The organism is Plesiomonas sp. PI-19, from assembly GCF_021368255.1.
Taxonomy (GTDB): Bacteria; Pseudomonadota; Gammaproteobacteria; order Enterobacterales; family CAMTGL01; genus Plesiomonas; species Plesiomonas shigelloides.
In genome coordinates this window covers 1,530,822-1,554,941 of the sequence record NZ_JAJNMQ010000001.1, presented here as the reverse complement: position 1 = coordinate 1,554,941, position 24,120 = coordinate 1,530,822, and the positions used below count along the sequence as shown (strand labels likewise).

The window sequence follows — 24,120 nt, the reverse complement described above, 5'->3', positions numbered from 1 at the left end:
CAGTTCGGTCTTCTTTTTCTGTATGATAGATCATACAGAATGTCAGTCATTTTCGTTGGCTATCCCCCCATTCTCATGGTGACCAAGATGACGGGAACGTAATCCCGCTCTGTGTGTCCAACGCTATTGTGCGTGATGACAGCATGAACATTCGGGCTTGCGAGATGGCAATTCACTGATATACCGCATATTTGTGCGATGTGTAGACAGCGTAAGGATAAATTGGGGATAGCTGTTAAAGCCGTTCGGGCTTTCTAGAAAAAAAGACAACAATAACTATGAGAGGTTGCATGCAAGAACGTTTGGCTGTGCTGGATGGTGCCCGTGGCGTGGCGGTACTGGGAATATTGATCCTCAATGTGATCAGCTTTGGCTTACCTCAGGCCGCTTACTTGAACCCCGCATTTGCCGGCCTGCCTTCGGTTTCTGATATTTGGGCCTGGGGCCTGCAGAATGTCCTTGCGGAGCAGAAATTCCTGACCATTTTCGCATTGTTATTTGGTGCTGGCTTACAGCTGCAATTGCGCCGTGGCAAAGGCAATGAAGAGATGAAATCGCGGCTGTCTTGGCTGCTGATTTTTGGCGCACTGCATGCGATATTTTTGTGGGATGGCGATATTTTACTCCCGTACGGTCTGGTTGGTTTGATGTGCTGGCGGATGATCCGCGATGCACAAAGTCCACGCAGTATGCTGCGTTTTGGTTTGGTGCTGTACTGCCTAGGTTTGCTACTTCTGCTGATACTGGGTTGGTTGAGTATTAATGCCGCGCCATCGTCTTTCTGGCAACCGGATTGGCAAACACTCGACACTGAGATCAGTACCAAACTGGCTGGTGGCGTGGTGGCCATGAAGTATCGTTTCCATCAGATGATTTCCATGCTGCTGGTGGTGATTTTGCAATACGGTTGGCAGCTCGCGGGCATGATGGTCGCCGGTGCTGGCTTGGTGCGCAGCGGGTGGCTGCAGGGCAGTCGTCTGCCTCATCAGTATCGACGCAAAGCGCTGATTTTGATCCCGCTCGGCATTTTGATCCAATTACCGGGGGTATGGCTGAATATCAGCGGTGGGTGGAGCTTCCATTGGAGCGCGTATTTCGGTCAAATCCCACGTGAAATTGCTGCGCCGATTCAGGCGATGGGCTATTTGGCACTGTGGTATGCGATTTTCCCTTCCATTCAACATACGCGCTTTGCGCGTGCGATGGTGTCAGTCGGGCGCATGGCGCTCAGTAACTACATTCTGCAAACGCTGCTGTGCTACATGATTTTCTACGGTTTTGGCTGGTTCAATCAATTGAACCGCGTGCACCTGTTGATGCTGGTTCCGGTGATTTGGCTGGTGAATATTGCGTTTTCAGTGCTGTGGCTTCGTCATTTCCGCCAAGGGCCACTGGAGTGGGTGTGGCGCAAATTGGTGTATTGGAGTACCCATCATCACCGTCAGCATGAATCATGGTAAGGCCACGGTCGGTGCACAGTGCTGTTGTAATCACGCGGCTAGCCGCTGTTCTGTCATATAAGTCAGCTCGGTGATAAGACAGTTCTGACATTAGTCCGTTTCGCTTGAGTAAGTCGGCTATCGCCAGTCAAAAAAAGCGCCTCTTCTCTCTGATATCTCGAAAGATATAGGATGAAGGGGCGCTTTTTTATCTGTCAGAATTATCAATCAGAGTAATCAACTTGTATCGCGCAGGATGTGTATTCGATACGGTTGTTATTAGTGCTTTTCTTTCTCTGTTGTATTGTCTTTGTGTGTTTCTGATTGGGCTTCTACTTCTGGTTTAGTCTGTGCCTCTTTTCCCAGCTTAGGTGTTGGCGTAACAGGTTTTACACTTGATGAGGGACTAGGTGCCACAGCTTGCGACTGTGACTGCGCAGGCTCGGCAACCGGCACGGGCTCGGTGCTTGGCTTGCTGTCAGCACTGTGATCGATATTGTTGCCGACGTTGTGGCTGTTATCCGACGGTAGTGCCGCGGGTGGTGTTGTTTCTGTAGTGGGAGCAGTTTCTGTCACTGGTGCAGTTTCTTTCGGTGGCGGAATGACCACATCCCCTTCAGGGATCGGCTCTTTCGGGCCCAGGAAGCGCGGTTGGCTGCGAAGCAGATAGAGATCCGACACCGCCGCCAGACGCGCAAATACTTCCCGCACGCGCGTTTTAATGTAGTCATCCGGCATTGGTACCGCATAGCACACCGCATTGATATCGTAGTGGTGGGCAATCAGCAGGGCACGCTCACAATGAAAGCGCTGGGTGATGATGATGAACTTTTCAGCATCGAAAACTTTCTTGGCTCGCACTACGGAGTCAAGAGTACGGAAACCGGCGAAATCCAGCACGATTGCTTGTGGCGGTACGCCGGCTTTAATCAGATCGCGACGCATATTGCGCGGCTCGTTGTAGCTGATTAGCGCATTATCGCCACTGACCAGCAGGCGTTTGACTTTACCAAGGTGGTACAGCGCGGCAGCGCCTTCAATGCGGTGAGTGTAGAAGTTATTCAGTACACCGGTACTGACGTATTTGGAGGTGCCGAGCACTAAACCGATCGGTGTTTCCGGTAAATCTTGCGGGTTTTCATAGATAGAATCAGCGAACCACCAGCTGATCCCCCGATCGAGCAACACAAGAGCAAACGCGGCACAGAGCGTGAGAAATACGACATATCTTAAGCTTTTACGCCACATGACTATTGTTCAACCTTTGCGTGTTCCTGTGTGCAATCAGAGTGCGAAGTGTCGCCGTTATACCCTTCCTACTTGAAGCCGCAGCGGTGTTGGCTACGTTCGTTCACCCCAATCACATAGTTTGCCTATGCTCATGGGGATTCACTCACTTGCCGCCTACCTGCAACTTCAAGTTGTTTGGGCATATAAACCCTGTTACCACTGTGTTGTACATGACAATTATTAATTCTGGGCTCTTAAAACTGGCCCCGAAGGTCAGTGGCCATGAGAGCCTTGTTATCAGCAACCATCGCAAACCTGATTGGACAATGGCAGCAGATATGCTGATGTAGGCAGTATGCGGCGATATGCATGGTTTGTCTGCGAGTAAAACCCCGAAATTAAACCAGTCACCGGAAAACGACAATGCCTACCATAAACTTATTTCGTTAAAAAATAATAAAAAAGGGAGCTAATGCTCCCTTATATCGTCTTACTATACCACGAATCAGAATGAGGTACGTTTATACTGACGGTAAACCGCTTGCCAGAAGTTTTGCTCGATGTTTTGCTCCAGCGCCTCGTCAGAGGTCTGTACGGCAACCCCTTCAAACTGCGCGGTCTTCGCCACTTGCAGCGCGATATACTTGCTGACGCGTTGGATCTCAGACAGACATGGCAGCAGAGAACCTTCACCTTGGCTGGCCAGTGGTGAGCAGTCAGCCAGAGCACGGCTTGCTGTCATCAGCATGGCATCGGTCACGCGGCGCGCGCCAGAAGCCAAGACACCCAAACCGATACCAGGGAAGATATAGGAGTTGTTGCACTGGGCAATCGGGTAAGTTTCACCGTTGTGCAGGACTGGGGCAAATGGGCTACCACTGGCAACCAGCGCGGCACCATCGGTCCAACGGATCACATCTTCAGGACGCGCTTCCACGCGTGATGTTGGGTTTGACAGCGGCATCACGATTGGACGCGGGCAGTGCGCGTGCATCTCACGGATGATCTCTTCGGTAAACAGACCCGGCTGGCCAGATACCCCGATCAGGATGGTTGGCTTGCCGTTACGCACAACGTCCATCAAGGAGATCATGTCAGAAGACAGATCCCAGTTTTGCAGTTTGTCGTGCTTTTGTACCAGCTTGCTTTGGAAATCCAGCAGGTTTGGCATCTGATCCGTCAGCAGACCAAAACGGTCAACCATGAACACCTGTGCACGCGCTTCTTCATCACTCAGACCTTCCGCTTTCATCTGGGCAACGATTTGCTCGGCAATACCGCAACCGGCAGAGCCTGCACCCAAGAAGGCAACACGTTGATCACGCAGCTGGCTACCGGCAGCGCGGCTGGCGGCAATCAGGCAGCCTAATGTTACCGCGGCAGTACCTTGGATATCATCGTTAAAGCAGCACAGCTCATCGCGATAGCGGTTCAGCAGTGGCATGGCGTTTTTCTGCGCGAAGTCTTCGAACTGCAGCAGGACGTTTGGCCAGCGGCGCTTCACGGCTTGGATGAATTCGTCTACAAACGCATCGTACTCTTCACCGGTGATGCGCGGGTGACGCCAGCCCATGTACATTGGGTCGTTCAAACGCTGTGGGTTATTGGTACCCACATCCAGCACTACCGGCAGGGTGTACGCTGGGCTGATGCCACCACAAGAGGTGTACAGAGACAGCTTACCGATTGGGATCCCCATACCACCGATACCTTGGTCGCCGAGACCCAAAATACGCTCACCGTCTGTCACTACGATCACTTTTACGTTCTGCTTGGTGGCGTTTTGCAGCATGTCATCAATACGATCGCGGTTCGGGTAGGAGATGAACAGACCACGGTTACGGCGATAGATATTAGAGAATTGCTCACACGCCTGACCTACAGTCGGGGTGTAGATAACCGGCATCATCTCTTCGAGGTGATCATTGACCAGACGGTAGAACAGGGTTTCGTTGGTGTCCTGAATATTACGCAGGAAGATGTGGCGGTTGATGTCGCTATGGAAACTGGTGAATTGTTCGTAGGCGCGATTGGCTTGTTCTTCGATCGTTTCGATAGCTTCCGGCAGCAAACCTTCCAAGTTGAAAAACTGACGCTCATCTTCCGTGAAAGCGCTGCCCTTGTTGAGCAGAGGCGTTTCCAACAGTGCTGGACCGGCATAAGGGATGTACAAAGGACGCTTGCTGTCCTGATTGATTTCAGTAGTCATATTCATTGTGTGTTTGTAGGAAAGGCACAGCCGATCCTAGGGCGATGTAACAGAAAGTAAATTGCCGAAGACCATAAATGTGCGGACGCGCAAGTTATTGGTTTCAGCAACTGACCGATTGAGACTGAACACGCTGAAAATTGCCGATAAATCATATAAATAATGTGAGCCGATTCAGGATTATGACCGGCTCACTGTGACCCTGATTCAAAATTATACGTAACCAACCTACAACCCATGCATAACCAATACATAGCCACTACGTAACTAGAATGCCTTGCCTCAAGGTCAATCGTAAGCCGATTTTTGGCTTAATGTTGCTTACTGGCCGTGTCAGGGATCTGTGTTTGTGCCTCGGAAAGTAGAGTATCGCCCTGATAAAGCTTAACCGAGATATGTACCTTATCTTGTGGCGAAAGGGTAAAGCGCAGGGTGGATAGCGCCTGATCTTGTCCGGCGGTTAACGTTACGTCCTGCTGCTGCGTGGTTCTGCTGGTGCCCGATGGGCCGGTTTTGTTGACGCTCACGCTGTAGCTGCATTCACAGGTTTGTGCGCTGCGTGCGTGGGTAATGATATCTGTCGTTTGGTCGTGCTGTTGGCGGGTAAACCAGATTTGACTTTGCACGGCGCCGGCGAGTAATAAGGCAAGCATAGTATCTCCCTGTCATCAATATGATGTGGTGGAAAAGATGCGATGGAAAAGGTGAAAAATCAGTGTCTAGGGTTTTCAGTGAGCATGAGCTAGCGGCCATCAGCTCTCTACGTTATTGGATAAAAGATAGGTCAAAAATTCGCAGGTTGCTCACAGCGGCGGACATCCTCACCTGAAAACAACAAAACGGAGCAGGGCCCCGTTTTGTTCGTATCTCACTGAGCGGCGATTACTCGCGGCAGAGTCAGCGTGTATCAGTTTTGGTTTACGGTCGCAGAGTTGTGACCACCATACTGAGTGACACTGGCCAAGTCGTTGTAAGCGCTCTGAGTCACGGTTACGTCGTTGTGATGACCGTTTTGGTAAGTATCAGACTCGTTCCATGCACCAGATTGTTTGATGTCGGCATCGTTGCGGCGACCAATTTGATCGACATCGATATCGTTATGAGCACCACTTTGTCTTACTTTGGCATCGTTGCCGTTACCGGTTTGGGCAACATCGATATCGTTATGCACGCCACGTTGTTTCACGTCGGCATCGTTGAGATGGCCTTTTTGCACCACATCAACATCGTTTTTCCAGCCACGTTGTGAAACGTCAGCAAAGTTGCTATTGCCAGATTGTTTAACGGTGGTGTCGTTGTAACGGCCACGTTGATTTACATCAGCTTCGTTGCCATTGCCGTTTTGTTTGACGTAGACGTCATTCAAGAAACCACGCTGTTTAACATCGGCATCGTTTTTACGACCTGATTGTTTGACGTCGATTTCATTGAATTTACCACTTTGAGCAACGGTAGCGTCATTTTTACGACCGCGTTGATCGATATCAGTATTATTTTTGTAGCCGCTTTGGTCTACTTGAGCATCGTTACGTTTGCCACGTTGCTCGATATTGATATCGTTTTTGGTACCGGTTTGATCGGTGGTGGCGGAGTTAAAAGAGCCACTTTGATAAATCACGGTATCACTTTTTGATGCTCCAATTTGAGTTGAGGTTGAGCTGTTTTTGGTTCCTTTTTGGGTTACATCAATCAGTACGCTGTTTGAACTGCTTTGCAGAGCATCAGCACTGTTACCATTACCGGTTTGGTAAATGGTGGTGGTTTGGTTGGCGGCGTTAACAGATACGGCACCGATAATAGCGGCAGTGATGATAGACAGATTCAACATTTTCATGGGATATATCCTCAGTGTTGCTTTGCCTGATTAATTTAATCGAGTAACTCAATTACTTTGATTGACTGTAATTGGTAACCCTACACCGTGTTGCACGACTGCAGCGCTAAGGCCCGTGCCATATTGATTGATATTGGCTTGATTACCCGAACCATATTGAGTAATCGATGCGTAATTGTTATATCCGTATTGGTTAATGGCTGCATCGTTAGATGAACCATATTGGCTAACGTATGCTTCGTTACCTGAACCATACTGCGCAACAGAAGCCGAATTATTATTTCCGATTTGTTCAGCAAAGGCGGTATTGTTGGTGCCATGCTGAGTCAGATAATAATCGTTAACATTGCCGCGTTGTTTTACAGTGGCTTTGTTAAGTGCACCGTCCTGTGCTATTTCGGTATTATTCCAGTTACCAATTTGTTTTACATGTGCTTGGTTTAGCGTTATTTCATCTGGAGCCATATCTTCTGCTGCATAAGCTTGAGAACTTAATGCCAGCAAAATAGATATAGCCAGATAACCTGTTTTTCGCTGCATTATATTTACTCATGTCGTTGGTAATGTCCTCAAGACAGGAGTAAGTATTGGTTTGATATTTGATTACCAAAATAAAACTAATTTCTTATTTTTTCTGAGTGTGATGGATGAAAGTATTAATTCTTTTGATGGGGTGTTGGCTAACTTATTGTTGGGCATGATGATTTTTGAATGGATTTTAATGGTGTGATAAGTGAAAGATTAAAAAAAAAGAGAGCAATGCTGCTCTCTTTTTTATTGATAAGGGTTTAATACCCCGGCAAGAGTTAAATAGCCAGAGGTACATCCTCTTTCATATAACGTTGAATTATAGCGTTATTTATGTCAGACGGATTTTGTAAAGACCACAGATTTTGCCTAATACCTTCCACAATCAGATGGGCAACACCAGCTTCAAGTGCCGACATCATACACATCATGACTGGCTCGTTTGTGGTAAAGCCGGCCTCTAGCTCCAGCAGACGCTGGTATTCGATAAATCGAAATACGCCCGCGGAGAACTCGCTAGAGAGGATAGTCTTGCTGGTATTGACGGACAGCAAGACTTCCCCAGTTCGGACGTCAACGGCGCGTAAGTTGACGGCGACCTGATCGACTCGATACTTGCCGTCGGCACCTATCCCGAAGTAACGGGCTCCGGCACCCCCGGTTTTGATATCCGAGTCGTAACCGATAATGGCTCCTTCAATCAGCACATTGGCTGAGAGTAACGAAGGTAGCGGGTTTTGGTTATTGGCTGCCACAGTACCGTTTTCCTGGGCGGCACGGATAATTTTTCGCTCGTTCAGCAGGTTCTGTAAACCTTCCCGCTCCAGTGGCACGAACCAGCCGGAGTCTTTTAACGCTGATGTCAGCATAGCGTTGCCGCTTTGCGGTACAGCGGTTGAGAAGTTACTGGCCGGCAGAGGTTTAAACTGACCGGTTTCATCCTGTACGCTATAAACTGAAACGATAATTTTTCCGTTCGGTTTGGGTAGTGCCACCAAGTCTTTGTAGGTGCTGGCACGTGGCAGTAATGTCGGTTTGGCCGCTTCCTTAGGTACTTCTGTAATTGAACAACCCCCAAGTAAAACGGCAATGATCAGAATCATTGCTCGCATAGTGCTTACCTTTCTTATCAGTTAGAGAGCCGTCCATTGACTTCAATGGTGGATGTTTGCCCGGTTTTCTTATCCGTGATCACCACAAAGAGTTGGCCTGAACTAGCGCCGCCTTGCACTTTGACGGAATAATCATTGGTGGAAATAGATTGTCCGGGCGTAGGGTTGCTGAGCAAATCACTGATCAGGTTGGATTGCAGTAATTCAGTCAGGTTATCTAATGGTGATGTACCGGCAAGAGCATCATCGAGAGCCGGGTCTTTATAGCTGTTTTGCGCTTGTGCGTTCGACATCAGATATGAGCCGTTAAGCGGGTTGCCGCCGAAGTTCGGATTGACCGGCTGGTAGATTAGCGGGCTGCTGTGTGCAAGAGCACTGAACAGTAGCACGGGGGCAGCAAGGAGGGCTTTGTGTTTCATACTGTCTCCATTAAAACTCATCAGCGGCAAGTTCGCTGGTTTTGAGAAGTGCCTTATCGATCAATATCTTGGCCATATTGTCTGAGGTGACAGTAATCGCCTGATCGACAACCTGTTCCAGATTTCTCCGGCTTGGAAATAACACCGTCCTGAATAAAATATTTTGCTCATTCTTTATGGTAATTATACTTCCCCAACGAGCACTCGGTTTTTCTTGAATGGATAAGTTGATCTTTTGGCTGGCTTGCCATTTGTCACTGAATAGACGATAAAAATCGTGACCGATAGGGGTAATGGTTCGGTTGGTTATAAGGCCAGGAATTTCAACTTCAACGGCAGAGGCCTGCGGGGCAGGAAATGCAGACAGCAGGAACAACAGTCCTGCCGTAGCGAGCGTTTTTCCGTAAATAAAATTCATCGTCATGGCTCTGCATGTTATTTATTATTGTCCGCCAGATTCATTCCGGCAGGGTCTTATCGCTAAACTTTATTATTACTTGAGATTCTCTTCAGCCCAGTAAATGGCTTGTGTCCGATTACGTACGTTGATTTTTCTGAATAAATTATAAAGATGTGACTTTATGGTATGTTCGCTAACAAACAGCATGCTGGCGATTTCCATGTTCGACGCGCCAGAGCGTAATTGCTCTAAAATCTCTTTTTCCCGTAACGTTAGCTGTGGGTAATTAGCGCTGTTACGCTGGTGAACGCGTAAATGTTCAATCAATAAACTGGTTAGGCTACGGGGCAGCCAAAACTCACCGTTGAGCACCGATTTAATCCCTTTAACCAGCGTGTCTTCGTTATCTTCGGTGCGAAAAATGCCGCTGATCGCCGGCCAAGACAGAATATCTTCTTGTGTCACATCATCTGGCATATTGAACAGCAACGTCTTAATGTTGTTACGATGCTGGAACAGCTTGTATTGCCAAAGTTTTATTTCTTTATTATCCATTTCGGATAAATCAAACAGCATCAGAGTCAATTCCGCTGGCATACTGTCCAGTGGATTGGCCAGATTATGAATGCTGACCGGCAGAGAGGTTTTCTCGCGCAATGTTCTGCTGAGTGCGCTGACCTGCAGGGAAGGCTTGGTAATGAGCAGCAAATGTGCATGCTTTTCCATCGTGAACCCCATAACCGGTTATTCGTTATCAATCTCTTAATACGCAATATAGTGGATTAACCTCATCCTTTCCGGTCGGCGATAAACGTGTCTCACTGTTCTGTTTGTTAAAGAACAAACAGTTAGATGAAACTGAGTGACAGAATATTAATTATTCGATAACCAAATATTCTAATGATGGGTTTTATATGCAGAAAAGATAGTCTGCGATTAAGCCAGACTATCTAATCAAAGGCGGTAGGAATCAGAACAGCGGGTTGAATCTTTAGCGTGAGGCGCGTTGTTCCCAGTGGGTAATAAAGGCGGTGGCAGCAACAATAATGGCCGCGCCAAGCCACAAGCGACCCGGTGGCGCCCAGCCGAATACCAGCCAACCTGCGGCCACGTTAATGGGCAGCTTGAAGTTGTCGAACGGTTGCACGAATGAGGCATCCGCGCTGGCGTACGCTTTGGCAATCGCCATCTGCGCAAAGGCGGTGAGTAAACCAACCAAGCCCAGCATTACCGCGCCCGTACCCTGTGGGACGGTGAACTCCGGCAGCGCCAACAGAAGGTTAAACGGCGTTATCAAGATCAGCAGGTAAACCACCATGGTGGTTGGCGAGTCATGGTGTGACAGCTTTTTCACCATCAGCGAATAGCTGGCCCAGAAAAACGCCGCTGCCAGAGGGAGTAAGGTGATCAGCTGAAAATTATCTGACCATGGCTCCAAAATGATCATGGCACCGACAAAGCCACTGAGGGTGGCAATCCAGCGCGCGGCGCCCACTTTTTCGCCTAAAAATAGCCCTGAGCCGAGCGTTGCGAACAGCGGCGAGGTCATGATTAGCGCAATACCTTGCCAAATCGGGATTGGATAGGCGAGCGCCCATAACCAGCATTGAATTCCGATCACCGAAAGGAAAATTCGGAAGATATGTTGCCCCAAATGCTCAGTACTCAGCGAGCGGCGCAATCCTACTTTCAACAGCCACGGCAGCATCACCACCAGTGCAACCAGATATTGGTAGAGGGCAACAGAAGTGGACGGGATGTGCATATTAATGCTGACATACTGAGTCAGGGTATTAATGGCTGCAAAGGCCATTCCGGCCAGAATCATCCAACTGGCGCCTATCAGCGGCCGGTGTGTACGCAAAGTCATGGCAAGCTACTACGGTAATTAATCGGGTGGTTAACAGGTCATCTTACAGACGCTGGATAGTTTACCGATTTCATGCGCAGAACCTAGCAAAAAGACCGCCGTGACTTTCGACTCTAGACTGTTTGTTCGCTAAATCAGCAGACGGCACACAAAAATGTGACAGGGATTAAATCCACCATCTTGCATAGCCGTGTGTCGAATAACGAAAAATACGATACCGATTAAGTTCCAAGGGGATGTACTGAAGAAAAAAGACGAAAGAAGAAAAGGTATGTGGCAGGAGAGGAAACTCCATCGTCATCAACAATGGCCTATGCCGTTCTCGGTGACGATGGATGAGCTGAGCCGGTAGATGCGAATGTAACCTCTACAAGCTAGGCGTAAACTACACGCGCAGACAGGTGATCTCGCTAACACCTAGCGCGCGCAGAGTCGCTTCGGTTGCCGCTTGCTGGCTTAAGATAGCCGTCTGACTTTCTACCAGTACCGCGCGGCAAATATTCGCCGCAGATTCACCTGACATGTTCAGATTGATCAGCGCAGCTTGCAGCGGAGGCAGGCTTGGGTTGAAGGCCGCATTTTCTGCGTACATGCCCTGATAAATCGCGCCGGATTGCATTTGCAACGCAACCCCTGCATAGCTTTGGCTGTATGGCGCATGGCTATGGTTGGCAGCCTCTAACGCAGCACTGACCAGCGGATCTGTGGTACGAGTTTGCATCCCGTGATCTTGGGCATCCATCAACAAGGTTGTGATGTTCAGATCGCGCGGGCCAAATGCATCCGGCAAGTAATCATACAGCTTACTTGGTGCACGCTCTGGCAGGTGAATTTTCAGATCTGGCGCAGCATTTAGCTCATTCATGAACTGGCGGCAGTGACCACATGGCGAATAGTTGATCGTAATGTCAGTCAGGACTTTCTCGCCGCGGATCCACGCATGGGTAATGGCACTTTGCTCGGCATGCACGGTTTGTTGCAACGCAACATCGGCAAATTCCATATTGGCACCAAAGTACAGATTACCGCTTTCACCACGGCTGATCGCGCCAACATAAAACTTTGAAATAGGGGCAACAGAGTAGGCGGCTGCAACGGGCAATAACGCCAATGACAGCGCTGGTACATCCAGTCCGGTTACCGAACAAATAGCGGAAACGTCTTCAGCGCGCAACCAGCCAGCAAAACCAGTTTCTGATAAATATGGGGTTAATGCGGCAGATAACGGCGCAGGCAGGTTGGCAAGGGCGGCTTTAATTCTCTCTTGCATCCGCTTTGTACTCCTGTTTATTGATGGGATCAGGATTTTAGAGATATGCCATGCAATAAAGTGTGATCAATATCACTTAACTATGCAATTGCGTGTTATTGCATTTCATGATGTGAGATCTGTCGCACGTATTCCGCCATGTCTTCACCAAGATAAACCGGCGGCAGCACGCTATGAGCTAATGGCTCTATAGGCATTTTGCAGTATAGCTAGGCAAACCAAAGTCAGAAATGGTGCAAACATCCTGAGCCGTACATATGAAAAGTTCTTGTGTGCGCTGTCGTGGCCAGAGTCTGGTGGCCAAAAAAAAGCCTCCTAGAAGGAGGCTATGAAACAACAAGATGATTTCGCTGAAATACGGGCAGGGTATGCGGGAGTTCAACCGTAACCTGATTGCCCAACACTCATCTCAAAATAAAAAACTCAAACTAACAGCCAATATGACCAGAATGACCAGAAAATGAGACAGTGAAGCATTCTTACCTGTAGAGCGTGCGTCATATCAGCACGCTCTACTCCCCCAGGAGTGAAAACAAGGGATAGAAAACATGGGATAGGGAAGAGCCTTTATCCCAACAATTTGACCAGCACAGGGAAGATGAAAGGCGCAATCAGTGAGGTAATCACACCACAAATCACCAGTGCCAGTGAACTAAACGCACCTTCGACATAATCTTCTTCCGCGCAGCGTGCAGTACCTAAGGCGTGTGAAGCATTACCCATCGCTAAACCGCGAGCAGAAGGATGACGAATTTTCAGCCAACGCATATAAATGTGGCCAAACACCGCGCCCAGCAAACCCACATAGATAACGGCAACAGCGGTAATCGCTGGAATACCCCCGATGTTTTGTGCCACCGCCATCGCAATGGGTGTGGTCACTGATTTAGGCGCAATGGAGGCGGCCATTTGTGGCGAAGCGCCCATCCACAGAGCAATTGCAGTCCCGCTGACAATCGCAAACAGAGAGCCTAAAAAGCAGATCCCGATAATGGATTTCCAGCGTGCACGAATCTGGTGCAACTGTTCATACAGCGGAAAGGCTAATGCCACTACCGCCGGTTGCAATAACTGGTTCAGTAACTGGCTACCGGAAAAATACTTATCGTAAGGAATGCCTGTCGCGACCAGAAAACCGATCAGAACAATCATCGAAATCAGCAACGGGTTCATCAGCGGTGATTTGACTTTGGTCGCCAGCCAACGGGCTGCGAAAAATACCGCTAAAGTCAGAGGTAAAGGCCACCAGTTCATGATCATTTCTCTCCGTTACCACGTGCTGCGGACTGATCCGCTTTGTTGCTGTTTGCTGCGTTTGACTGTTCCGCTTCGACCGTTTCCGGTGCATCTGGCGTACCGGCCATCAAATCGGATTTAGCGTGAATGCGTTGGTACACCACGGATACCGCAGTCATCACAATCAGTGTACTGACGGTGGTGGAGACCAAAAACGCCCCCATGCTGCTGGAGAGATCACGGTAATGGTTGATCAGGCCGACACCGATAGGAATGAACAGTACCGCCATATAGCGGATAAACAGATAACATCCCGGTTTCACCCAATCGGCTTTCACAATTTGCAGACTGAGCAGAATGAACAGCACCAGCATACCGATGATGCTACCGGGGATATTAAGATGCAGCCAAGCAGACAGGCTGTTTCCCACCCATAAACACGCAAAAATAAGTACAAAGGCTCGGGCATAGCCCCATACATTGCTGACGTACTGTGACATAAGATTAGACAACACTCATTAACCTGAAATCATCATACAATTATTCTATAGGATGTGCCATAGATCACACAAATTAATTGTGTCGGATTATGGGCGTAGGGATCTGTCAGACATTAGCATACTCACTGTCACTCACCCACGCTTATCTGCGTGCTAGCGCACAAATGAGTGTAGTAATTTGATCATCATTTCTTTTCTGTGATGTATAGACAAAGGCAAAAGCAGGTTGATAGACTAAAAACGTTTCTGGTGACAACCGGAAAACATGAAAGTTCGGATGAAGGTATCAGGAGAGTGGAGAATCGACTCCACGCCGAAGAAGTAAATCTTTCAGGCGCTGTTATTCAACAGCAGGGACTGTTACTGGACGAGCCCTTGGAGAGATCCATTGAGTTGGACGCCGAAGGCGCAAGGTGGCTCCCGCCACTCAAACGCTCAGGCAAAAGGACAGGGGAAGAGATGTGCGGAAGGCTGGCCGAAAGGGCAGTCTGCGTTGTGTTATGAGTTTTTTCATCAGCTGTAAACGACCACATATCTGTTTCTCCTCCTAAAACGGTCAGCTTTATCGCCCTTAAGGAGGAATGTTGTGTTTGACCTGCAATCCGTATTGCAAACCATCGATAATTTTGTCTGGGGTGCGCCGCTGTTGATTCTGCTGGTGGGAACCGGTGTTTATCTAACAGTACGTCTGCGCCTGATCCAGATTTTCTCTCTGCCGCGTGCATTTTCCTATATGTTCCGTTCTGAGCCGGGCCAAGGTGCGGGTGATGTGAGTGCCTTTGCTGCGCTCTGTACCGCGCTGTCTGCCACTATCGGTACTGGTAATATTGTTGGGGTGGCCACGGCAATCAAAGCCGGTGGGCCGGGTGCACTATTTTGGATGTGGATGGCGGCATTCTTTGGCATGGCCACCAAATACGCCGAATGTTTGCTGGCCGTGAAATACCGCGTGAAAGATGCCAATGGTCAGATGGCGGGTGGCCCGATGTATTACATCGAAAAAGGGCTGGGCCTGAAGTGGTTGGCGTCGCTGTTTGCGGTGTTTGGTATCGGGGTGGCGTTCTTCGGGATCGGCACATTCCCGCAGGTCAATGCGATCACCGAATCGCTGCAAAATACCTTTGGTTTCCCTATTTGGATCACCGCCACCGTACTGACATGCTTAGTCGCCGCCGTTACCCTTGGCGGGATCAAGCGGATTTCGGCCATTGCCCAGCTGACAGTACCGTTTATGGCGCTGTTCTATGTGGCCGGTTCTGTGCTGCTGCTGATGGTGAATTACCATAAGGTGCCGGATGCGGTGATGTTGATCTTAACATCGGCATTTAACCCTGATGCCGCTGTGGGTGGTGCATTGGGTCTGACCATTCAGCAGGTGATGAAATCCGGTATTGCGCGCGGCGTGTTCTCTAATGAATCCGGCCTTGGCAGTGCGCCGATTGCCGCGGCTGCAGCTCGTACCAATGAGCCAGTGCGTCAAGGTTTGGTCTCGATGACCGGTACCTTTATCGATACCTTGGTGATCTGTACCATGACCGGTTTGGCGCTGGTGGTGACTGGCGTGTGGAATACACCATTAAGTGGCGCAGCGATGACCAATGCGGCCTTTGCGACCGGCTTGAATGAGCTGGGACAGTGGGTGGTGACCATCGGTCTGATGTTCTTTGCCTTTACTACAATTTTGGGCTGGAACTACTACGGTGAGCGCTGCGTAACCTATCTGTTCGGTACTAAAGGGATCCGTCCGTACCGCTGGATCTTTATCCTACTGGTGGCATCCGGTGCGTTTTTGAAACTCGATACTATCTGGATTTTGGCGGATATCGTCAATGGCCTGATGGCGATCCCGAACCTAATTGCGCTCGTCGGGCTGCGTCATGTGGTGGTTGCCGAAACCCGCGATTATTTCGCTCGCATGAAACTGCCGCGTGAGGCTGTAGAAGCGGTTTAAGCGATGTTGGTGTTGTACAAGGTATTGCCGGTGTTGTCAGTAGGCAACCCGTACAATCAGTAATGAAAGCAAACGGCTTTGGGCAGTAATCCAAAGCCGTTTTCTTATCGCGAGTCAGTACATTTTATCTCACCAGAACGTACTTCTTTTCGTATCCGTTTTTTGCGTGAGTGGCTAGCATGCTTCTCTTCTTGTCAATTTGCGTTGCTATTACATGTTACAAGCTCTGCGGCAATGCCTTGAGTGTTGTAAGTGTTGGATAGCCTGACCAGCTCATCAATTGCTTCTCTGTTGCTTCACCATGCGCTTGTAGCCACTGGCCGGTTTCGAGTGCGGCATTCTGGCTATTCTCTGCATTGTCATAACTGCGTCGTGAGTAGACGATGAATATGCCAGTACCATCCACCAACATTGCGCGTGCAAACACCGTTTCCAACACGCCCGGCGCGCCTAATATTGCCACAATCAAGTGTTCGGCGGGTTTAGTCGCTGTGGCCGGAATAGAATTAACGCGGACAATTTTCCCCGCCTGCTGATAATTGGCCAGTACCGCATTGCTCAGCTGTGCCAATTGCTCGCCATCATGCACGGTGGGATAGACGTTGATCGTCACCATCTCATGCCAAGCCGATAAATCGGTTTGTTCTGGCGGTGTAAATTCATTCTGATTGTCTTTCGACCAGCGATGCACAAAAGTTTGCCCCGCAAATTGCAGGGGCGCTGCGGATACAGATGGTGCTGTTGCGGTAGATGTAGGTGCGGCATGAACGGGGTGTAATGTGCTGACCAGCGTGGTACTAAGCAGCGCGACCAGCATTAAAAATCCAGCTTTACTCATATGTCTTCCCTGAGAATAAATGGTCAATGAATCTGACAAGTCCACATTATTCGCCTTTCTGCGGCACAACACAAAACTGTTATCGTACCGCCACAAAAACGTAATGACATCTCGTTATCTTTCAGCGGGTCAGCCGGAGAGTTACCGGCAGGATTTTGTTTTATATGGAGATTTATCAGCATGTCCGTTCGTTTCCCGTTAACCCTGCTTACCAGTGCTCTGTTATTGTCCTTAAGTGGTGGCGCGTCTGCGCAAGCGGCCGAGGCACATGCCGCTGGCCCAAAAATCGAACATCGCGCCGCCCAAGGTGATGTGACCCAGTTTGGTGGTGCTCGCCGTTTGACCGAAGAGCAAACGGCAGCACTGCGCGCTTCGCTGTCCGACAAGCAGGTGAAAAACGTGATTCTGCTGATTGGTGATGGCATGGGTGACTCGGAAATTACCGCGGCGCGCAATTATGCTAACGGCGCCGGTGGTTTCTTTGCTGGGATTGATGCGTTGCCATTGACTGGTCAGTACACCCACTACGCGTTAGATAAAAAGACCGGTAAGCCAGATTATGTGACGGATTCCGCGGCGTCGGCTACGGCGTGGAGCTCGGGCGTGAAAACCTATAATGGCGCACTGGGTGTTGATATCCATGAAAAGCCGCACACCACATTGATGCAGCTGGCGAAAGCGGCGGGTAAAGGCACCGGTAACGTCTCCACCGCAGAATTACAAGACGCAACTCCTGCCGCGATGATGGCGCATGTGACCGCGCGTAAATGCTATGGCCCAGAAGCGACCAGCAAACTGTGCCCAACTAATGCGTTGGAAAACGGTGGTAAGGGTTCGATTACCGAACAAATGTTGCAAACTCGTCCTGATGTGACTTTAGGCGGCGGAATGAAGACCTTCAGCGAAGTGAGCAAAGCCGGTGCCGGCCAAGGTAAAACGCTGCGTCAACAGGCGCAAGAGCAGGGCTTTGTGATTGTCGAAACGCTCGATGATCTGAAAAAAGTGCGGTCTGCCGATCAAAAAGCGCCACTGTTAGGCCTGTTCTCTGACGGTAATATGCCCGTACGCTGGAAAGGTCCAAAAGCCAGTTATCATGGCAACTTAGACCAACCGGCGGTGACCTGTACCGCGAACCCAGAGCGCAGCGCATCGGTGCCGAATCTGGCTGATATGACAGAAAAAGCCATCGATTTGCTGAAAACCAATCCCAATGGGTTCTTCTTGCAAGTTGAAGGCGCGTCGATTGATAAACAAGATCACGCCGCTAACCCGTGTGGCCAATTTGGTGAAACGGTGGATCTGGATGAAGCGGTACAAAAAGCGCTGGAGTTTGCCCGTGCTGATGGCAACACCTTGGTCATTGTGACCGCTGACCACGCGCACTCTAGCCAAATCGTAGCTCCGGATACCAAAGCGCCGGGTCTGACCCAAGCCCTGAACACCAAAGATGGTGCCGTGATGGCGATCAGCTATGGCACAGCGGAAGCCGATGAGTCACAAGAGCATACCGGCTCTCAACTGCGTATTGCTGCCTATGGTCCACGTGCGGCGAACGTTGTGGGGCTGACTGACCAGACTGACTTGTTCTTCACCATGCGTGATGCGATGGGGCTCAAGCAAGACAAGCAACAATAAGCGCTAGACAGCGATACATAGACATCAAGCCGCAGTCTTTGGACTGCGGTTTTTTTTACGTCTTTTTTTGCGTATTAAGATAGGTTGGAATGCGCGAGTATTACGTTAGAAATACATCATATCAATGTGCTGCTTGGGCGCTGTTTGAGTATAAAAATACGCTATAGTTGATGGTTGGGAGCTCCGTTGAGTCGTGTGTAGCGAAAGCGTATTCAATCAGAGCGGCGAGCGATCAGTCTATGGGTAGCAAGGGGCGCAATGCGATGAAAGCATGGGTCATGATTACAGCGGGCGTGGTGATGTTGAGTCAAACGCCTGCGTTTGCCATTAGCGAAGCATATCGGCAAAAGCTGGAGCATTCAGGTTGTACGCAAGTGAGCGAATTGCAAGGCTGTGATATCAACAAGAGCAAGGCGGAAAATGCCAAAGCCGGTTTTGTGACGGCAGAAGCGGCTGCGCCAACCACACAGGCAACGGCTGATCCTGCGCATCCTTATACTGGGCAGTGGGTGGCTAAAAATGATCGTGGGGATACCGTCGCGACCATTCGCGTCGATAAGCAAGAGCATGTGTGGGTGAACGGCGAGAAGGTGAAAGCTAAACGCAGTGATGGCGCGCTGGAGTTCCATCAGGGCAGCTTGGTGTACCGCATCCAAGGCGATCGTCGCTTAAAAGACGAAGATAAATGGATGGATCGTGATGCCGGCACCTCTGGCCCGATTGTCGCGGAATAACATTCGTTGCTAAATAACGTCACGGTATAGTGTTGCGGAATAAAAAACGGCGTCGCTTGCTAGATTGATAAGCGACGCCGTTTGTATCTCTTATTTTGAGCGCTATATTTTACGTGCTGATTTTAAGCACTAGCCTACGCTTAATCAGCCTCGTGGCTGATGTTTTTCGCGCAAGACGCCTTTGTATTTCCAGTGACTGAAAATCATCTCCGCCACACAGAAAATCAAACCGGCCCAAATAAAGCTAAAGCTCACCCCTTTGACCACATCAAACGGTTCATCAAAGATCAGCACCGCTAGAATAAACTGCAGCGATGGCTCGATATACTGCACCAAACCGACCACCGTCAACGAGGTGCGTTTTACCGCTAAGGCAAACAGCAGCAGCGGCACTAGCGTGACCGGCGCACTCAGAATATATCCCGCACGGGTAATGTTATCGGCATCCAGCAGCACACTGTTGCCACTGAACAGCAGCCAGAGTGCGCACACCAAGGCAAACGGGAACAGGAACAGTGTTTCCACACTGAGCGCGGTCAGCGAGTCATAGCGCACTTGCTTACGGATCAGACCATAAACCGCAAAAGCGACGCCCATCAAAATCGCCAACCACGGCAGTTCACCGTAATGCCACACTTGATAGCCGACACCGACAATCGCCAGAACGACCGCCAATTGTTGGAACCGACTCAGCTTATCGCTCAAGAAAATCACGCCAAGCGCAATCGAGCACAGTGGGTTGATAAAGTAGCCCAAGCTGGCGGCCAAAACTTGATCGTGGGTAATGGCGTAGGTGAAGGCTGTCCAGGAAACACACATCACGATTCCGCCCAGCAGACAGCCGAACAGGGATTTTTTATCCTGCCAGACTTCACGGAACGAGGTGCGATTTTTGATCAGTAAACGTGCTAACAGCAGTAGCGGTAAGGACCAAACCAGACGTTGCGCCAGCAGCTCAATGGCATCGGCACCGGGGATTAAACGGTAGAAGAGAGGCGTGATGCCCCAGAGTACGAAGGCCAACGCAGCAAGAACTGGCCCAGAGAATAGTTGTGGCATAGTTATCGTGGCACTCTTTACGGGCCACACCTTTTATCAGTTTATTGTTATTAATGGAGTTCGTAGAGCAGTAATCGGAAGGGTTCCTGCTGTATTACTTGTTACGGGTGTAATGAGCATCGCACTACAAAATGTCGCTTTTGCTCATTACACCAGCAATCTTAACAGTTAAGACACCAGACGACAGCCGTAATCGTACAACGCTTTGAGCAATGCCAATTTTTCTGCGTTATCGTCATACAGATTAGCCAGATCTTCCAAGCTACGCGTAAAGCGCGGCGCTTGTTCGGTCAGCACCTGCTGGCGGTGTTGTTGCCATTCACGTTGCTCTTCCCTAGTCAGGGTTTGCGGGAAGTTACGCGCGCGGTAACGAAACAGCAGGGGAGCGATGCGATCATCAGTGTATTGCAAATCCAGTGTGCCTAGCGCTTCAGGCGCACTGCTGCGGATAATTTGCATCGCGGCCTTATCAGCATCCGAGAAAAAGCCGTCGTACAGGCGTGCATCCACATCACTTTGCGCGGGGTAGTCACGCTCTTGAGCGAAGATGGCGACGACTTTATCGCGCAAATCTGGCGCGTCTTTGAGGCGCTGTAAGTTTTGCAGACAGGCGGCGCGATCAATGCCCAGTCGCTCGGCATTTTCTGGCAGCAAGGTTTTGGCGGGGGCCAAAATAGGGCACTTATTGATGTGCACCAGTTTGAGTGGGATGCGGCTTTCTCCCGGCGCTAAATCAGCCGTGGCGGTATAGAGCTTTTCGCGCAAGGTATCGGCATCGGCGGTCAGTAGCGGGGTGATATCACCGGCCAGATCACAAACAATCACGGCATTTTGATTGGTTGGATGCCAAGCCAGCGGCACAATCCAACTGGTGTTGCCGCGCGCACTTCCAAACATGCCGGACACATGCACCAGCGGCGCCATATTCACCAGATCCAGCAAGCCCGATACTTTTCGCTTGTGGCGATGGGTCAGGAAGTAATCGAATAATTTCGGTTGCGCTTGGCGTAGCAAACGCGCCATCGCGATGGTGGCATGCACGTCAGACATCGCATCGTGCGCTTGTGTGTGTTCAATGCCGTTGGCTTTGGTCAATTTTTCCAGCTTAAAGCTCGGCAGACCATCGTCACCTTCTGGCCACTCGATCCCTTCAGGGCGCAGCGCATAACAGGCGCGCACCACATCCAGCAGATCCCAGCGCGAATTGTTGTTTTGCCAGCTGTAAGCATACGGATCGATGAAGTTGCGGTAAAAAATATTACGCGTTACCTCATCATCAAAACGGATATTGTTGTAGCCCACCGTGCAGGTGTGCGGTTGACTAAATTGCTCGTGAATCAGCGTAGCGAATTCAGCTTCACTGACTCCCCGCGCCAGAGCCACTTGCGGGGTGATCCCCGTGATCATCACTGCTTCTGGATGGGGCAAGTAATCATCGGTGGGTTTGCAATAAATCACCAGCGGTTCGCCGATGATATTGAAGTCACTGTCGGTACGGATACCGGCAAACTGTGCCGGTCGGTCGAGCGCCGGATGGGTTCCCCAGGTCTCAAAATCGTAAAAGTAATAAGTATCCTGTGCCTGACTGCTCATGGTGTTCTTCTGTACCTGCCTGAAAACAACTGCAATATAACGGGTCATAGTAAAGATAACTGCCCGTAAAAGGTAGTCCTGTCTGGTTGCATTGCAGCAGAAAAAAGCGCTCTGGCTCGCTGTTTACCGACTGTTACCGCTTTTGTGCTCAAGTTTTCGCGTAAAACTGCGATATCAAAAGAAGAGAGTACAAATTTATCGTACGAATCGGTATGGGGACAGGGTGATCGCAATGTGGGATCCTGCGTTCTGTGCCGCCAACAGCCTGATTATTGACGACGAGCACAGAGGTTTGATGTGAGTTTCATTGGTTTTTTTGTTGCCCTGATTTGTATTTTGGGGGCGAACTTAATTGAAGGCGGTCATCCGTCGGCATTGCTGAACGGTCCGGCATTTTTGATCGTCGTCGGGGGTACTATCGGTGCGGCGATGGTGCAGTTTCCATTCAATGTCATGTGGCGCAGTCTCAAGCGTTTTCGTTGGTTGGTGATCCCGCTGCGAATGGATTTTTTCTCTCAAGCTGAAATGCTGGAGAAGCTGGCCAGTGTAGCGCGCAAAGAAGGCTTTTTGGCTCTGGATGCGATGATTGAAGAGATCCCCGATCCTTTCACCGCCAAAGGCGTGCAAATGCTGGTGGACGGTGTCGATAAAGACGCGCTCTATGATCTCTTAGAAGCCGAAATCGAAAAAGAGCAATATGACATCGAGCAGACCGCCAAGCTGTACGAATCTATGGGCGGTTATAGTCCAACCATGGGTATTCTGGGTGCGGTATTGGGCCTGATTCACGCCATGGGTCTGTTGGATCGGCCAGACGAGCTGGGTCAGGGGATCGCGGTTGCGTTCGTGGCCACCATTTACGGTGTGGCATTTGCTAACGTGTTGTTGCTGCCATTTGCCAACCGTTATAAAGCGTTTGCTCATGATCTGTATAACTTCAAAATCATGAGTGTGGATGCGCTGTATTCCATCGCCGAAGGTCATAGCCCACATCAAATTCGTCAGCGTTTGGATGTGTATACTGAAGAGTTACAGTGAACTAGCGGTTATTTGAGCCGCGGATTTACATCGCTAAACCGTTAGCCGGCTAAAAAAGAAATTTAGCGGAAAATTAGAGAAGAGAACGTCTATGGCTAGAGCCAGAAGAAAACGCCGCGGGGATGGGGGACACGAAAACCACGAACGCTGGTTGGTCTCCTATGCGGATTACATGACACTGTTGTTTGCTCTGTTTGTAGTGTTGTATGCCTTTGCCATGACCAAAGAAACCACTACGCGAGCGATGATTCAAGGATTGATTGATTCCTTCGGACAAATCGGTTTTATCGCGAAGCCTAGAGGTTCGCCAGTGTTAGATGGTGGTACCGGCATTATTGATCACGCCGTGGGCACCAAAGAGCTGGCCCAGGCTGCGCCGTCGGTGATTGAAAGTCTGCCTCGCTCATTGGCTTCATCGAAAGTCTTGGAAAGTGAGCAAGATGCGGCATCTGATGTGATCCCGATGCCGACGTCATCAGAAGCAGAAGATGGCCGTAATCAAGATCAGCGCGGACAGCTAACCGAAATTGAGCATCAGCAGCTGGTGAAAAACTTGCAAACCGAGTTCCAGCAGCAGATCAAAGATGGTTCGATGCAGATTGAGTCTCTCGGTCAGCAGGTGATTATTCGACTGAATGAAAGTGCGTCGTTCGCTGCTGAATCGGCCTATTTGCAGCCTAAGTTTGAACCTTTGGTGCTGAAAATCGCCTCGATACTTAAAGATGTGCCGGGTCAGATCAAAGTCACCGGCCATACTGATAGTACGCCACCACCCAGCGAGCTGTTCCGTTCCAACTGGGATTTGTCCGCCCAGCGTGCGGCATCAGTGGCATTAGGGATGCTGGATGAAAAAGGCATGAGCCCGAACCGGATTGTGGTGCAAGGTGTGGCCGATACCCAGCCTTTAGTGCCTAATGACACAGAGCAGCATCGTAAGGAAAACCGACGCGTGGAAATTGCACTGACGCAGGGTAAACCAACGGTGTATAGCGCCGCGGCGCTGAAACAATAAGCGTGACGATATCCTTCCTACTTGAAGCTCAGTGAAAAAAGGCTGCCAATTGGCGGCCTTTTTCTTCGTGTTCGCCGAGTTAGTCTTTATATAGTTAGTTTTCATCGAGTACGAATTCATCGAGCACGAGTCCCCAGTGTCAGTCTCCGCTGAGCATAGTTTTGGCGTGTAGATTTTTGTTTTTCGCTCCGCCCACTGGCTATCTTGAGCTAG

At 49.8% G+C, this 24,120-nt stretch carries 22 protein-coding genes and 1 riboswitch; of the genes, 6 read left to right on the top strand and 16 right to left on the bottom strand.

The window, feature by feature from the left end:
- The first annotated feature begins 290 nt into the window (after positions 1-290).
- Positions 291-1,460: a DUF418 domain-containing protein YeiB gene (gene yeiB, locus LQ901_RS07095; protein ID WP_010861746.1), complete on the top strand. Its 1,170-nt coding sequence runs from the start codon at positions 291-293 to the stop codon at positions 1,458-1,460.
- Between the two features lie 258 nt (positions 1,461-1,718).
- On the opposite strand, the gene LQ901_RS07090 is transcribed toward yeiB, so the two are convergent.
- From LQ901_RS07090 to LQ901_RS07030, 13 genes are all read right to left on the bottom strand, one after another.
- Positions 1,719-2,687 carry a vancomycin high temperature exclusion protein gene (locus LQ901_RS07090; protein WP_370635622.1) on the bottom strand — a complete coding sequence of 323 codons (969 nt, stop codon included), beginning with the start codon at positions 2,685-2,687 and terminating at the stop codon, positions 1,719-1,721.
- A gap of 487 nt (positions 2,688-3,174) precedes the next feature.
- Complete coding sequence (locus LQ901_RS07085) at positions 3,175-4,878, bottom strand: NAD-dependent malic enzyme (RefSeq protein WP_010861744.1); 1,704 nt, start codon at positions 4,876-4,878, stop codon at positions 3,175-3,177.
- A 311-nt stretch (positions 4,879-5,189) separates the two neighbouring features.
- On the bottom strand, positions 5,190-5,531 hold the full coding sequence (gene csgC, locus LQ901_RS07080) for a curli assembly chaperone CsgC (RefSeq protein WP_152135872.1): 342 nt from the start codon (positions 5,529-5,531) through the stop codon (positions 5,190-5,192).
- Positions 5,532-5,785: 254 nt separating this feature from the next.
- Positions 5,786-6,712 (bottom strand): hypothetical protein, encoded by a 927-nt coding sequence (locus LQ901_RS07075; protein ID WP_233672108.1) that lies wholly within the window; start codon positions 6,710-6,712, stop codon positions 5,786-5,788.
- Between the two features lie 48 nt (positions 6,713-6,760).
- Complete coding sequence (gene csgB / locus LQ901_RS07070; RefSeq protein ID WP_052241988.1) at positions 6,761-7,252, bottom strand: hypothetical protein; 492 nt, start codon at positions 7,250-7,252, stop codon at positions 6,761-6,763.
- Positions 7,253-7,518: 266 nt separating this feature from the next.
- A complete protein-coding gene (locus LQ901_RS07065; protein WP_039045301.1) occupies positions 7,519-8,352 on the bottom strand; it encodes a CsgG/HfaB family protein in 834 nt (277 codons plus the stop codon).
- Positions 8,353-8,369: 17 nt separating this feature from the next.
- Positions 8,370-8,771 carry a curli assembly protein CsgF gene (locus LQ901_RS07060; RefSeq protein ID WP_039045300.1) on the bottom strand — a complete coding sequence of 134 codons (402 nt, stop codon included), beginning with the start codon at positions 8,769-8,771 and terminating at the stop codon, positions 8,370-8,372.
- 10 nt (positions 8,772-8,781) lie between these two features.
- Positions 8,782-9,189, bottom strand: coding sequence for a curli production assembly/transport protein CsgE (csgE, locus tag LQ901_RS07055; RefSeq protein ID WP_010861738.1), 408 nt, complete (start codon positions 9,187-9,189; stop codon positions 8,782-8,784).
- 75 nt (positions 9,190-9,264) lie between these two features.
- The gene (csgD, locus tag LQ901_RS07050; protein ID WP_178090362.1) at positions 9,265-9,897 is read right to left on the bottom strand and encodes a biofilm master transcriptional regulator CsgD; all 633 of its coding nucleotides are present in this window, start codon (positions 9,895-9,897) and stop codon (positions 9,265-9,267) included.
- A gap of 265 nt (positions 9,898-10,162) precedes the next feature.
- The gene (locus tag LQ901_RS07045) at positions 10,163-11,041 is read right to left on the bottom strand and encodes a DMT family transporter (protein WP_010861736.1); all 879 of its coding nucleotides are present in this window, start codon (positions 11,039-11,041) and stop codon (positions 10,163-10,165) included.
- Positions 11,042-11,426: 385 nt separating this feature from the next.
- Positions 11,427-12,311, bottom strand: a complete 885-nt coding sequence (gene cdd, locus LQ901_RS07040; RefSeq protein ID WP_152135870.1) for a cytidine deaminase — start codon at positions 12,309-12,311, stop codon at positions 11,427-11,429.
- A 567-nt stretch (positions 12,312-12,878) separates the two neighbouring features.
- Positions 12,879-13,571, bottom strand: a complete 693-nt coding sequence (locus LQ901_RS07035; RefSeq protein WP_010861734.1) for a CidB/LrgB family autolysis modulator — start codon at positions 13,569-13,571, stop codon at positions 12,879-12,881.
- A complete protein-coding gene (locus LQ901_RS07030) occupies positions 13,568-14,047 on the bottom strand; it encodes a CidA/LrgA family protein (protein WP_064977614.1) in 480 nt (159 codons plus the stop codon). The genes LQ901_RS07035 and LQ901_RS07030 overlap by 4 nt, the downstream gene beginning before the upstream one ends.
- 365 nt (positions 14,048-14,412) lie before the next feature.
- Positions 14,413-14,508, top strand: a riboswitch (glycine riboswitch).
- A 125-nt stretch (positions 14,509-14,633) separates the two neighbouring features.
- Between LQ901_RS07030 and LQ901_RS07025 the strand changes: the two genes are divergently transcribed.
- Complete coding sequence (locus LQ901_RS07025) at positions 14,634-15,998, top strand: sodium:alanine symporter family protein (RefSeq protein ID WP_010861731.1); 1,365 nt, start codon at positions 14,634-14,636, stop codon at positions 15,996-15,998.
- Between the two features lie 217 nt (positions 15,999-16,215).
- Here the strand turns inward: LQ901_RS07025 and LQ901_RS07020 are convergent, their stop codons facing one another.
- Complete coding sequence (locus LQ901_RS07020; RefSeq protein WP_152135869.1) at positions 16,216-16,836, bottom strand: hypothetical protein; 621 nt, start codon at positions 16,834-16,836, stop codon at positions 16,216-16,218.
- Between the two features lie 180 nt (positions 16,837-17,016).
- Here LQ901_RS07020 and phoA point away from each other — a divergent pair, with 180 nt between their 5' ends.
- Positions 17,017-18,471, top strand: a complete 1,455-nt coding sequence (gene phoA, locus LQ901_RS07015; RefSeq protein ID WP_152135868.1) for an alkaline phosphatase — start codon at positions 17,017-17,019, stop codon at positions 18,469-18,471.
- A 263-nt stretch (positions 18,472-18,734) separates the two neighbouring features.
- Positions 18,735-19,205, top strand: coding sequence for a hypothetical protein (locus tag LQ901_RS07010; RefSeq protein ID WP_036768766.1), 471 nt, complete (start codon positions 18,735-18,737; stop codon positions 19,203-19,205).
- A 144-nt stretch (positions 19,206-19,349) separates the two neighbouring features.
- On the opposite strand, the gene rarD is transcribed toward LQ901_RS07010, so the two are convergent.
- Positions 19,350-20,264: an EamA family transporter RarD gene (gene rarD / locus LQ901_RS07005; RefSeq protein WP_039045295.1), complete on the bottom strand. Its 915-nt coding sequence runs from the start codon at positions 20,262-20,264 to the stop codon at positions 19,350-19,352.
- A 168-nt stretch (positions 20,265-20,432) separates the two neighbouring features.
- A complete protein-coding gene (sbcB, locus tag LQ901_RS07000) occupies positions 20,433-21,857 on the bottom strand; it encodes an exodeoxyribonuclease I (RefSeq protein ID WP_152135867.1) in 1,425 nt (474 codons plus the stop codon).
- Between the two features lie 297 nt (positions 21,858-22,154).
- Here sbcB and LQ901_RS06995 point away from each other — a divergent pair, with 297 nt between their 5' ends.
- Together LQ901_RS06995 and LQ901_RS06990 are read left to right on the top strand one after the other, a co-directional pair.
- Positions 22,155-22,895, top strand: a complete 741-nt coding sequence (locus LQ901_RS06995; protein WP_010861725.1) for a flagellar motor protein — start codon at positions 22,155-22,157, stop codon at positions 22,893-22,895.
- A 91-nt stretch (positions 22,896-22,986) separates the two neighbouring features.
- Positions 22,987-23,907 carry a MotB family protein gene (locus LQ901_RS06990; protein ID WP_071596434.1) on the top strand — a complete coding sequence of 307 codons (921 nt, stop codon included), beginning with the start codon at positions 22,987-22,989 and terminating at the stop codon, positions 23,905-23,907.
- Positions 23,908-24,120 lie beyond the last annotated feature (213 nt).